The sequence below is a fragment of the Duganella sp. BJB1802 genome, assembly GCF_013369445.1.
GTDB lineage: Bacteria > Pseudomonadota > Gammaproteobacteria > Burkholderiales > Burkholderiaceae_D > Rugamonas > Rugamonas vulcania_A.
This window is the reverse complement of sequence record NZ_JABWEF010000013.1, coordinates 51,897-63,901: the sequence shown is the minus strand read 5'-3', so window position 1 is coordinate 63,901 and position 12,005 is coordinate 51,897. Positions and strand designations below refer to the sequence as shown.

Here is a 12,005-nt window from a genome sequence, read left to right as displayed (position 1 = left end):
TTTACGCCGTCCCTACCCGGGCGGCGATCTGCAGTAATTAATGGAACGGAGAATAAAATGTTTGGACGTTTGATGCCCACCGAGGGCAAATTTTTTGACCTGTTTAACCAACACGCCGATCTGTGCGTCAAAGGTGCAAAAGAAATGCTGGGCCTGATGTCCAATTTCGACGATCTGGAAAATCGCGTGCACGCGATCGAGAGCATCGAAAAGCAGGCCGACAAGATCACCTACGCCACCGTCGACCTGCTGCACAAGACCTTCATCACGCCGATCGACCGCGACGACATCCACAAGCTGATCACCCGCATGGACGACATCCTCGACCTGCTGGAAGACGCGGCCCAGACCGTTTCGCTGTACGACCTGCACTCGGTCACGCCGGAAGCCAAGCGCCTGGCCGAGCTGGTGCTGGCCTGCACCGAGAAGGTCCGCGACGCCGTGGCCCTGCTGCACAACATGGACAACTCGCGCCAGATCGTCGCCATCTGCGAAGAGATCGACCGCCTGGAATCGGACGCCGACCACGTGATGCGCGCCGCCATGTCCAAGCTGTTCCGCGACGAGCCGGACGTGCGCAACCTGATCAAGATGAAGGCCATCTACGAGATCCTGGAAACCGTGACCGACCGTTGCGAAGATGTGGCCAACATCATCGAAGGCATCATCGTCGAAAACGCGTAACGCATAACTACAAAAAGAAACGTCCAATATGCATACCCTACAAATCAGCATCTACGTGCTGGGCGTCCTGATCGCCCTGGCGCTGGTGTTTGACTTCATGAACGGCTTCCACGACGCCGCCAACGCGATCGCGACCGTGGTGTCGACCGGCGTGCTCAAGCCGCAGACGGCGGTGGCCATGGCCGCGCTGTTCAACTTCACCGCCATCTTCGTGGTCGGCCTGCACGTGGCGTCCACGGTGGGCAAGGGCACCATCGATCCCGGCATCGTCGACCAGTACGTGATCTTCGGTGCGCTGGTCGGCGCCATCGCGTGGAACCTGTTCACCTGGTACTACGGCATCCCCTCGTCGTCCTCGCACGCGCTGATCGGCGGCCTGGTCGGCGCCGCGGTGGCCAAGTCCGGCACCGGCGCGCTGGTCGGCGGCGGCCTGCTCAAGACGGTGCAGTGGATCATCCTGTCGCCGCTGATGGGCTTTGTGTTCGGCTCCATCATCATGCTGATCGTGTCGTGGATCTTCGTGCGCTCGACGCCGCGCCGGGTCGACAAATGGTTCCGCCGTTTGCAGCTGGTGTCGGCCGCGTCGTACAGCCTGGGCCACGGCGGCAACGACGCGCAAAAGACCATCGGCATCATCTGGATGCTGCTGATCGCGGTAGGCCAGGTGCCGGCCGGCGACGCCTCGCCGCCGCTGTGGGTGGTGATCTCGTGCTACACGGCGATCTCGTTCGGCACGCTGTTCGGCGGCTGGCGCATCGTCAAGACCATGGGCCAGAAGATCACCAAGCTCAAACCGGTGGGCGGCTTCTGCGCCGAGACCGGCGGCGCGCTGACCTTGCTGATCGCCTCGCACTTCGGCGTGCCGGTCTCGACCACGCACACCATCACCGGTGCGATCGTCGGCGTCGGCTCGGCGCAGAAGATGTCGGCGGTGCGCTGGGGCGTGGCGGGCAACATCGTGTGGGCCTGGGTGTTCACCATCCCGGCCTCGGCCTTCGTCGCCGCGCTGGCCTGGTGGGTCGGTCACCACATCATGTAAAAACCAAGGGAGCTGCGGCTCCCTTTTTTAATTGCTGTTTGCCGGGCGAATGCGAAGTTCGTCGCCGATACGCTGGATATCCAAATCAATATCCGTTCTGTCGTAAGCGATTTCCGACGGGATTTTCACCGCCTGCGAATCGCCGTTCTTGAATGCCTTGGTTTTATGGTGGCGCAAACGCCAAAGATTGCTTTCGCATCGAGGCATCGGCACGGGATAGTGCTCCATCGGTGGAAGCCCCAGGTTTTCATAGGCTTTGCGCATGATGTCTTGCTGTGCTGCCTCCGGTAGGTCAGGGGGCAATACGACGACGGTCTTTTTGCCCCCTTTTTTACTCTTCACGACGTAGGTATAGTCGTCTTCCGGTTTTCTCTGGAAATAACGATCTCGGATAAAAGTGGCCGTGATGCCGACAATTACTGAGGCCGTCATTCCGATGCCTATCAATGTAAGGCCTTCTCTAAGTGATTCCCAGTTCATTATTTGCCTCCTCGAATGAAGTCTGCTAAGACGGCACATATCCAAAGTATAAAACCAATCAAGAGCGACGTTCGCACGCCATCCAGCTTCGGAAAGTAGGGACTGCCGTGGTTGATGCTGAGATAAAGGCTCGTGGCCCAAGCAGCCAGACCAAGCCAGAGAAGGATGTTGATGCGCTGAGCCCAATGTTCGGCGGCTGTATCAATCAATCCGAAGTTCGCGGCCGGCGAAGACTGTTCTTTCGCCAATAACTTCGCGCGCGTAAGTGGGAGCAGCATTCCAAGGGCCGTGCCGCCGACAGTTGGGCCGATAAATGCGACGGCATCAGGATTGCCAGAACTGGCTCTCAGTAAAAACTCCAGCACTGCCATCAGCCACGGAAACAGCCACGTTAGAATTCTGAGTTCCATATCGCCCCGCCGAAGTGAAGGGGTAATTTATGCCCCTTTACGTGACGGCGAGTTGATCTGGATTGCGTTAGAATCGCAAATCCTCTTGATGGGCGTGACATGCAGAAAATCGATTTTGCGCAGTTGATGTTGTTGGCGCGGACCTCTGCCGATGTGGCCGTGCCGTGCAGTTGCAATACCGTTTCGCTGACGGCGTGGCAGCGCTTGCCGGCCACGTTGGAGCTCGACCGCTTCGAGGAGGTCGGCACGCTGATGGACGATCCATACGACGAGCCGACCTTCGCCGAATATCATCCGCACGGCACGCGCTACGAGAGCGACGACGCACCCATTTCGCCGCGCCACTATCCATGCAACCTGAGCCAGGTCGCGCGCTGCCTGAACTGCGGCCGCCACTACCTGCGCTACAACGAGGCGGGCGGTTACTTCACCGAGCTGCGCATCCGCGCACTGCAGCCTCAGCTACTGGTCGACGCCGCCCTGTAGGCCCAGCATGCGCGCCGCCATCGCGCGCGCCAGCACGGACGGCTCGGGCGCGGCGACCGGCAAGTCCGTGAACGCCTCGTCGATCGCCAAGTTCGCCAGACCGTGCGCCAGGCTCCATCCGGTCAGCGCCAGTTCCGGTCCGCGCGCCGCGTCGATCCAGATGGCCTAGCCATGGACATGCGGCAGCCACATCGCCATGCTGGCGCCGAAAATGCCCACGCCCATCGCCAGCGTCAGCAGCGCCAGGCCGGCCGCCACGGCCAGCTTGCGGCGGGCGCCGCCGGCGTCGCGGGCGCGCAGGTAGAGTTCCAGCAGCGCCAGCGGCAGCAGCGATTCGCCGAACACCAGCACGTTGAGCGCCGGCCCGGTGAAGGTCTTGGGATCGAAGCCCACCGGGCCGCCGTTGACCAGTATCCAGAACAGCAGTCCCACACGGAAGAACCAGCTGCCGCTGACCACCAGGAACAGCCGCAGCGCCCAGCGCCGGTGCACATCCAGCCGGCGCGCCATCGCATGACGCACGGCGACGAAGGCGCATAGCATGATCAGCACGCCGTTCAGCGTGGTGCCCCAATGCTGGGTCATGTCGCCGGCCGCGTTGCGGGTCCAGATCATGTAGATGCCGGCGAGGGCGGTGACGACCGCCACCGCCACGTAGACGCGGCCGCTCCAGCGGTGCAACGCGGGGTGGCGGGCGCGCAGCGCCGGAATCAGCTGCAGCGGTCCGGCCAGCGTGACGAAGGCGGCGATCGCCAGGTGCGCGGCCAGCGCCGCGTTGCCCGCGCGGTCGCCGGGAACGTAGCCGACCGGCAGCACCTTGTTCCAGCGCAGCCAGTCGCCCGCCGCGACCGCGCCGCCGTAGAATGACACGATATACGCCACGAAGATCGTCTGGCCCGCGACCATCACCGCGAACCAGAGCGCGGCGGCGGCCTTCAGCGCTTGGCCGGCGCGCACGCGCATCGAAGGCGCGCGGGGCAGGGCGCCGTTCATCAACAAGGTATCGGACATCGGACTCCTCCATGGTTGTGGGACGCCGCACGCCGGCGCCGCATCGGGAATATGGCCGCGCACCCCGCCGCGCGCCAGCCCGATCCGACGAACGACGGCATTTTCGGGCCGAAGCACGGCCGGCGCCGACGAACGGCGGCAGCGCCGCGCGGCTGAAAATTAGCCGCCATCGCGCCACGATTTCCGGCAAATCCGTGGCTATAATCGCTGCATGTCTACTACTTTGACCGCCGCGCCGCCGCGCGGTTTCGCCTTGCTGCTGGGCTGGCGGCGCCTGCGCTTCACGCTGTGCGCCTCCTTCGTGATCGGCTTCCCGATGGCCCTCGGCTGGCATTCGGGCTTCCTGTCGCTGATGGTGCGCGCCGTGACGCTGGGCCTGTTGGCGATGCTGATGTTCGGCTTGTTCGAGCAATGGCCGCGCCGCCTGCCGTCGTGGCTGGCCCGCTGGGCCCTGCAGGTGATGGGCGTGGCGGTCGTCATGCCGGCCGCCGTGTGCGCGATCTATGTGTGGTCGACCGCGCCCGGCGCGCCCGCGTTCTGGCAGGACTCCGAACGCCTGAGCGGCTTCTGGATGCTCACCGTCGCCGGCATGCTGCTGGCGCCGTGGATGGCGCTGGGCGCGCTGGTGCGGCAGAAGGATGCGCTGGCCCGCCACCAGGCGCTGAGCTTCGAACTGCAACGCAGCGAGCTGGAACGCCAGGCGCTGGACGCCCGCCTGCGCCTGCTGCAGGCGCAGGTCGAGCCGCACTTCCTGTTCAACACGCTGGCCAATGTGCGCGAGCTGGTCGATTCCGGTTCGCCGCAGGCCTCGCCCGTGCTGGGCAGCCTGATCGCCTACCTGCGGGCGGCCGTGCCGCGCCTGCACGAAGCCACCACCACGATGGAACAGGAGCTGCAACTGGTGCGCGCCTACCTCGAGCTGATGCACATGCGCATGCCCGACCGCCTGCGCTTCACCCTGTCCGCCGACGACGCGGCACTCGCGTTGCCCTGTCCGCCGACCACGCTGCTGACGCTGGTGGAAAACGCGATCCGCCACGGCATCGACCCCAGCGAGGAGGGCGGCCGCATCGACGTCGGCGTGCGCCTGCGCGACGGCCGCTGCCACGCGCAGGTGGTCGACACCGGCGTCGGCCTGCAGGCGGCCGGCAACGGCCTGGGCACCGGCCTGGCGACGCTGCGCGAGCGCCTGCTGCTGGTGTTCGGCGCCGGCGCCTCCCTGCGCCTGAGCGCGGTGCAACCGCACGGCGTGTGCGCCGAGCTGGACCTCCCCGCGCCGGAGGGCAGGCCATGACGGCCCGCGCCCCGACCGCGCTGATCGCCGACGACGAGCCGCTGCTGCGCCAGTCGCTCACGCGCATGCTGGCGCAAGCGTGGCCCGCGCTGAACGTGGTGGCGCAGGCGCGCAACGGCCGCGAGGCGGTCGAGCAGTTCGAGGCGCTGCGGCCCGACATCTGTTTTCTCGACGTCCACATGCCGGGCCTGTCCGGCGTCGACGCGGCGATGCGGATCGGCGGCCGCGCGCACCTGGTGTTCGTCACCGCCTACACCGAGTACGCGGTGCAGGCCTTCGAACAGGGCGCGCTCGACTACCTGGTCAAGCCGGTGGAGGCGGCGCGGCTGGCGGCCACGGTGGCCCGCCAGCCCCGCCGCCCCGGCGCGCCGGCGCCGGACATGGCGCGGCTGCTGGAACTGTTGTCGGCGCGGCTGGCCAGGCCGGAGGCGCCGCCGCCGTTGCGCTGGATACGCGCCCAGGTCGGGCAGGCGCTGTGCATGATCGCCGTCGACGAGATCGATTTCCTGCGCGCCGACGACAAGTACACGCTGGTGGCCTGGCGCGGCGACCAGGGCCAGCCGGCCGAGGCCCTGATCCGCACGCCGCTGAAGGAACTGCTGGCGCAGCTGGACGCCCAGCATTTCGCCCAGGTGCACCGCTCGGTGGTGGTCAACCTGGGCGCGGTCAGCCGTGTGATCCGTGGCGAAAATGAAACTGCCCAGATCCACCTGAAACATCGCCGGGACGTGCTGGCGGTCAGCCGCAGCTACCTGCACCTGTTCCGGCAGATGTGAGACGGCAGGCTGGCGAGCGTATCCGCAGATGCTACAATGGATTGCAGGCTGCAAGGCCCGCGACCACGGCGGAGGGAGCATGACAGATAGATCGCCGGCAGCAAGCTTGCCACTGTTGCCATTGATGGCGGCGGATCGGCAGTCGCGCAGGCGCGCCCTGGCGTTGACGTTGATGTCGGCGTTGGTCTTTTGCGCACTGTTGCCCTATACCCAGGTGCCATTGGCGCCGCTGGCCGCCTTCATCCCCATCTACGAATCGAGCCTGCTGCTCAACGACCTGATCACCGCCGCGATGCTGTTCGGGCATTTCAGCGTGCTGCGCTCCAGATCGCTGCTGGTGCTGGCCGGCGGCTACCTGTTCACCGCGCTGCTGACCGTGCCGCACATGCTGACCTTCCCCGGCACATTTTCGCCGGCCGGCCTGCTGGGCGGCCACAGCCAGGCCACCGCCTGGCTGTACGTGTTCTGGCACGCCGGCTTCCCCGTGTGCGTGATGGCCCACGCGCTGCTGGGCCATCGCGAGCGGCGGCGTCCGCATGCCCAGGCGCTGCCGGGACGCGCGGCGCTGTGGGCGATCGTCGCCGCGCTGCTGGCCGCCGGCGCCTTCACCGCATTGGCCACGGCGGGCCACGAACTGCTGCCGCCTATCCTGGAGGGCGGCCGCTACACGCTGGCCGGGCGCGTCGCGCTCGGGGGCACCTGGGCCTGCAGCCTGGCCGCGCTGGCCGTGCTGTGGCGCTACTCCAGCCGCTCGCTGCTGGACATGTGGCTGGGCGTGGTGATGGCGGCCTGGCTGTGCGACATCGGCCTGTCGGCCGTGCTCAACGCCGGCCGCTACGACGTCGGCTGGTACGCCGGCCGCATCTACGGCCTGCTGGCGGCCAGCTGCGTGCTGATCGTGCTTCTGTTGGAGAGCAACAAGCTGTTCGCCCGCCTGGTGGTGTCGCACGAGCACGCGCTGCAGCGCGGCGCCGACCTGCACAGCCTGAACCTGCAGAACGAGCAGCGCGCCATGCAGTACGCGAACGCGCTGGAGGAGCTGCATTTCAAGGAAGAGGAAATCCGCGCGGTGGTGCACAACATCGCCGATTGCGTGCTCACCACCGACGCCGCCGGCGTGGTCCGCAGCGCCAATCCCGCGCTGGCCAAGGTGTTCGGCTACACCTCGGCGGACGTGGTGGGGCGGCACATCTCGCTGCTGATCCCGGAACTGGCGGCCGACAGCGAGCGCGCCTTCATCCGCGACGGCGAGGTCGGCGGCCTGCACCGCGACGGCCGCCAGTTGTCGCTGGAACTGGCGATGAACGATTTCGAGATGCACGGCGCGCGCCGCTCGGTGGTGGTGCTGGCCGACATCAGCGAGCGCAAGCAGTTCGTGGCCGAGCTGCGGCGCGCGCAGGTCAAGGCCGAGCAGGCCAACCAGGCCAAGTCGACCTTCCTGGCCAACATGAGCCACGAGCTGCGCACGCCGCTCAACGCCATCCTCGGCTTCGCGCAGATCCTGCTGTCGGACAAGATGCCGGTGACGCCGGAGAAGCGCCGCGAATTCACCCAGCACATCCTCACCGCCGGCAAGCACCTGCTGGTGCTGATCAACGAGGTGCTGGACCTGGCCAAGGTCGAGTCGGGCACGTTGTCGCTGTCGCTGGAACCGGTCGAGCTGCAGGGCATGATGGTCGCCTGCCAGCAGATGATCGGCCCGCTGGCCGACAGCCGCGAGCTGCGCCTGCGCTTCGTGGCCGACCCCGGCATGTACGTGCAGGCCGACCACACGCGGCTCAAGCAGGTGCTGCTGAACCTGCTGACCAACGCCGTCAAGTACAACCGCAAGGGCGGGCTGGTCAGCGTGACCTGCATCGCGCTCTCGCCCGAGCGCACGCAGATCGCGATCCAGGACGGCGGCGAAGGCCTGACCCAGGCCCAGCTGGGCCAGCTGTTCCAGCCCTTCAACCGGCTGGGGCGCGAGGCGCTCAGCGAGGAGGGCACCGGCATCGGCCTGGTGATGACGCGGCGCTTGGTGGAAATGATGGGCGGCACCATCGGCGTGAGCAGCACGGTGGGCGTGGGCAGCATGTTCTGGATCGAACTGAACGCGGCGGCGCGCCCCGGGCTGCCCGCGTTCGGCCCGCCGCAGCCGGCCGGGCCGGCGCTGGCCGCGCAGGACGGGCCGCGCACGCTGCTGTATGTGGAGGACAACCCCGCCAACCTGACCCTGGTCCGGGAGCTGGTCGGCCTGCGCGGCGGCCTCGCGCTGCTGAGCGCCAGCGAGGCGGCCACCGGCCTGCGGCTGGCGCGCGAGCGGCGGCCGGACGCGATCCTGATGGACATCAACCTGCCCGGCATGAGCGGCAACGAAGCCATGGCGCTGCTGCGCGCCGATCCCGCCACGCGCGGCATCCCGGTCATCGCGCTGTCGGCCAACGCCATGCCGCAGGACGTCGCGCGCAGCCGGCAGGAGGGCTTCCTGTGCTATCTGACCAAGCCGCTGAGCCTGGACGAGTTCAACGCCGCGCTGGACACGGCGCTGCGCAGCACGGCGCCGCAGGCGGCCTTCCCCGGCGGCGAACCGGTCTGACGCGGCGCCGGCGCCGATGCGGGCCGGGCCGTCGCAAATAGGCTATCATGCCGCCTCTTTACCCGTTCGATCGTCTTTCCCATGATAGTCCCCCGCAGCAAGCATTTCTCACCGCGCCGGAGCAAGCTGGAAGCGCTGGTCAACGTCGTCCTGATGGGCGGCGTGGTGAGCGCGCTGAGCTACCATTGCCGGCTGCACGGCCGCCTGGGCGTAACCCGCCACGCGCTCGCGCTGCCGGCCGCCAAGCGTCTGGCGCGTCCGCTCAAGATCGCGTTTGCTTCCGATTTCCACGCCGGCCCGCCGACCCACGCCGGCATCTTCCGCGACCTGTTCGAGCGCATCGCCGCCGAGCAGCCGGATGTGCTGCTGATGGGCGGCGACTACGTGTCCGGCCCGGCCGCCAACGCCGAGGCGTTGTGTCCGGCGCTGGCGGCGTGCCGGCCGCCGCTGGGCAAGTTCGCCGTGCTGGGCAACCACGACCTGTCCACCGACGACGGCGACATCTGCCGCCGCTTCGAGGCGGCCGGCGTGCGGATGCTGGTCAACCGTGCGCTGGCGCTGCCGGCGCCGTTCGGCAACGTCGCCATCTGCGGCATGGACGATCCCTGGACCGGCGAACCCGACGGCGCTGCCACCTTCGCCGGCGCCGACGCCGACCAGGTGCGCGTGCTGCTGATGCACGCGCCGGACGGCCTGCTGTACCTGGATGGCCGGGGCTACGACCTGGCCTTCGCCGGCCACACGCACGGCGGCCAGATCGCGCTGCCCGGCGGCACGCCGCTGGTGCTGCCGGCCGGCCCGCTGTCGCGTCCCTATCACTATGGACGCTTCCCGGTGCGCGGCAACGGCGACCTGATCGTCAGTCGCGGCGTGGGTTGCAGCCGCATACCGGTACGCATCAACGCCGATCCGGAACTGGTGATCTGTACTGTGCAATAATCTGCACACCATGCATACCGACATCCAACTCCAGACCGAAGACCCCACCGCCCGCGACTCCCTGTTGTTGATGGAAGAGTTGTCGACCGCGCTGGAGGCGATCACCGGCGACAGCGGCAACGCCTCGTTCGACATCGAAGACGTGTGCGGCCCGGCGGGCTGCTTCGTGGTGGCGCGCGACGGCGCCGGCGTGGCGCTGGGCTGCGGCGCGCTGCGGCCGCTGGAACCTGGCGTGGCCGAGATCAAGCGCATGTACGCGCGCCACGGCACCAGCGGCGTCGGCAGCGCCGTGCTGCGCTTCCTGGAAGAGCAGGCGCAGGCGCTGGGCTACCAGGCCCTGTGGCTGGAGACGCGCCTGGTCAACCGCCGCGCGGTCGACTTCTACGAAGCGCGCGGCTACCAGCGCATCGCCAACTACGGCAAATACATCGGCAACCCGCTGGCTGTCTGCTTCGAAAAGCAATTGCCCTCGGTTTGATCGGGTTGCATCTTTGACGAATCCCAAGCTGCCCGAACGGCTGCCGCGCAAAATGGCCTTTCCTATCAATGGAGGTCAAGATGGCAACCGACATATATGTGCAGATCGAAGGAATCAAGGGCGAGTCCGCCGATAGCCAGCACCGAGGGTGGATTGAGGCCGTCCATGTTGAATGGTCTGTGATTCAGCCCAGAAGCGCCACGGCCTCGACGGCGGGTGGCCACACCGCCGAGCGTGCCGAATTCGAGGAGCTGACGTTCATCAAGCACGCCGACCTATCCTCGCCTATCCTGATGCAAACCTGCTCGATGGGCAGAACGCTTCCCAAAGCCTTGCTCAAATTTATGCGAGCGGACGGGCAGGGGGAGCGGGTCAGGTATTTCGAGGTCGAGCTCACGAACGTGCTGCTCGCCCACGTCAGATCGACCATTCAGCCAGGCCACATCCTTGCCGAGAGCGTGGGGCTGAAGTTCTCCAGAGCCAAATGGAAATATACGCAGCAGAAGATTGGCGGCGGAACTGGTGGCAATACCGCAGGCGGATGGGATCTCGCATCGAACAGAATCTCAATTTGACCAATTCGATACAGCGTCTGGAGGACATCATGCACATGAGCAGCGTTGCCAGGCTTCGTTTGATGAATCGTGAAATGAAAATGGTCCGTTACTACGGCGACCTGGGACCAGGTAAGTGCTCACAGAGCTTTCGAACTGATTAATGATGGCGAGCTGGCGAATGCAGCAGATGAAATTTCGAGCCATACCACGGCATCTGTGAAAAAAAAGAAAAGGAACGTTGCCAAGGTTCTACCCGGTTTGGTCGCCCGGAGGAGGGAGGAAAGTGCTCCATTCAAAAGCGATGCGAAACGCTAAATGGTCGCGATCAAAATGAATTGTTTTCTGTGTCAGCGCGTTTTGATCGCGCTGTCGCTTTCCCTTTATTTCCCGCCGATAGGCGCCCAGCCTGCTGAACCGGATGCGGATATCTTGGGCAAGTGGCGAATCGTAAAGGATGTTAGCCCGACAGGCGCAACCTCCAGCCTTTCCGAACGTGATGTGAGACGATTGATAGGCCAGCCCCTGAGTGTGAGTGCTGAGCTGTTCGAGTTCAACAATCACCAATGCGCCCAGCCTGGCTATCGGCGCAATGTTGAGGATACCGTTGATTATTTCTATCGCGAGTGGCGAGTAAACTCCGATGAAATGCCCATCGGAGCGCGTGTCACGGTCGTGGAGAACCGGTGCGGGAACAACGTGCTTTATCCGACAAACAAGGACCACCTGATTGTGTCCGAGGACGGTTTCTTTTTCGAGGCTGTTCGGGTTGGGAGCAACGCGGCTGCGACACCTGAATCAACAAGCACATCCGAAAGAAAAGGGGCGAATGCCGATATCTTCGGCACATGGACAATCGACGGCGCCGACTGGCAAGGCTCGGGAAAAGACAGCGAGGCGACGAAGAAGAGCAGGGCGGCCATTTACATGGGGATGCCGGTCTACATCAGTGCCAGGCGGTTTTTTTTCAATGAAAACCAATGCAAAAATCCGACGTATAAGCGTAGCCGCCAACAGAAAACGGTCTACTTCCACGGCGACTGGCGTGCGGCCAAGGGGCGGCTTCCTTTTTTGCAAAACATGCTGACTGTAGTCGAAACGAACTGCGGCACCATCTATCCCATCAACAGAAAACTGATCCTGATCGAGGATAGGAACGGCATGTTCTTTTCCGCTGTGCCTCTTTTGCAAGATGAACGTGATAACACGCGCGGCTTAAGCGCACGTTAGCTGTCGGCATGGTCTTACATGCGGACGGCGGGTGCGCCGCTTCCGCGCC

The 12,005-nt window shown here is 65.3% G+C and carries 14 protein-coding genes; 11 read left to right on the top strand and 3 right to left on the bottom strand.

The genetic code is table 11. The annotated features are described in order from the left end of the window. The first annotated feature begins 57 nt into the window (after positions 1–57). Positions 58–684, top strand: a complete 627-nt coding sequence (locus HUX88_RS20140) for a DUF47 domain-containing protein (RefSeq protein WP_028819630.1) — start codon at positions 58–60, stop codon at positions 682–684. A gap of 28 nt (positions 685–712) precedes the next feature. Beyond that, positions 713–1,723 carry an inorganic phosphate transporter gene (locus HUX88_RS20135; protein ID WP_117014909.1) on the top strand — a complete coding sequence of 337 codons (1,011 nt, stop codon included), beginning with the start codon at positions 713–715 and terminating at the stop codon, positions 1,721–1,723. Between the two features lie 27 nt (positions 1,724–1,750). Here HUX88_RS20135 and HUX88_RS20130 read toward each other — a convergent pair whose 3' ends face one another. Together HUX88_RS20130 and HUX88_RS20125 are read right to left on the bottom strand one after the other, a co-directional pair. Further along, positions 1,751–2,203 carry a hypothetical protein gene (locus tag HUX88_RS20130; RefSeq protein WP_117014910.1) on the bottom strand — a complete coding sequence of 151 codons (453 nt, stop codon included), beginning with the start codon at positions 2,201–2,203 and terminating at the stop codon, positions 1,751–1,753. Beyond that, positions 2,203–2,613 carry a hypothetical protein gene (locus HUX88_RS20125; protein WP_117014911.1) on the bottom strand — a complete coding sequence of 137 codons (411 nt, stop codon included), beginning with the start codon at positions 2,611–2,613 and terminating at the stop codon, positions 2,203–2,205. The genes HUX88_RS20130 and HUX88_RS20125 overlap by 1 nt, the downstream gene beginning before the upstream one ends. A 99-nt stretch (positions 2,614–2,712) precedes the next feature. Here HUX88_RS20125 and HUX88_RS20120 point away from each other — a divergent pair, with 99 nt between their 5' ends. Further along, positions 2,713–3,099, top strand: coding sequence for a hypothetical protein (locus HUX88_RS20120; RefSeq protein WP_176362916.1), 387 nt, complete (start codon positions 2,713–2,715; stop codon positions 3,097–3,099). A gap of 7 nt (positions 3,100–3,106) precedes the next feature. Beyond that, positions 3,107–3,268 carry a hypothetical protein gene (locus HUX88_RS20115; protein WP_176362915.1) on the top strand — a complete coding sequence of 54 codons (162 nt, stop codon included), beginning with the start codon at positions 3,107–3,109 and terminating at the stop codon, positions 3,266–3,268. On the opposite strand, the gene HUX88_RS20110 is transcribed toward HUX88_RS20115, so the two are convergent. After that, positions 3,265–4,110 (bottom strand): DUF2306 domain-containing protein, encoded by an 846-nt coding sequence (locus HUX88_RS20110; RefSeq protein ID WP_217916384.1) that lies wholly within the window; start codon positions 4,108–4,110, stop codon positions 3,265–3,267. The genes HUX88_RS20115 and HUX88_RS20110 overlap by 4 nt on opposite strands. A 211-nt stretch (positions 4,111–4,321) precedes the next feature. Here HUX88_RS20110 and HUX88_RS20105 point away from each other — a divergent pair, with 211 nt between their 5' ends. From HUX88_RS20105 to HUX88_RS20075, 7 genes are all read left to right on the top strand, one after another. After that, positions 4,322–5,404, top strand: a complete 1,083-nt coding sequence (locus HUX88_RS20105; RefSeq protein WP_176362914.1) for a sensor histidine kinase — start codon at positions 4,322–4,324, stop codon at positions 5,402–5,404. Continuing rightward, complete coding sequence (locus tag HUX88_RS20100) at positions 5,401–6,180, top strand: LytTR family DNA-binding domain-containing protein (RefSeq protein WP_176362913.1); 780 nt, start codon at positions 5,401–5,403, stop codon at positions 6,178–6,180. The genes HUX88_RS20105 and HUX88_RS20100 overlap by 4 nt, the downstream gene beginning before the upstream one ends. 79 nt (positions 6,181–6,259) lie before the next feature. Further along, positions 6,260–8,755: an MASE4 domain-containing protein gene (locus HUX88_RS20095; protein ID WP_176362912.1), complete on the top strand. Its 2,496-nt coding sequence runs from the start codon at positions 6,260–6,262 to the stop codon at positions 8,753–8,755. A gap of 81 nt (positions 8,756–8,836) precedes the next feature. Then, a complete protein-coding gene (locus tag HUX88_RS20090) occupies positions 8,837–9,694 on the top strand; it encodes a metallophosphoesterase (RefSeq protein WP_117014916.1) in 858 nt (285 codons plus the stop codon). Between the two features lie 10 nt (positions 9,695–9,704). After that, positions 9,705–10,172 (top strand): GNAT family N-acetyltransferase, encoded by a 468-nt coding sequence (locus HUX88_RS20085; RefSeq protein WP_117014917.1) that lies wholly within the window; start codon positions 9,705–9,707, stop codon positions 10,170–10,172. 80 nt (positions 10,173–10,252) lie between these two features. Continuing rightward, entirely contained in the window at positions 10,253–10,747 is a 495-nt protein-coding gene (locus tag HUX88_RS20080; RefSeq protein WP_176362911.1) for a type VI secretion system tube protein Hcp, read from the top strand. Between the two features lie 297 nt (positions 10,748–11,044). Next, a complete protein-coding gene (locus HUX88_RS20075; RefSeq protein ID WP_117014918.1) occupies positions 11,045–11,956 on the top strand; it encodes a hypothetical protein in 912 nt (303 codons plus the stop codon). Positions 11,957–12,005 lie beyond the last annotated feature (49 nt).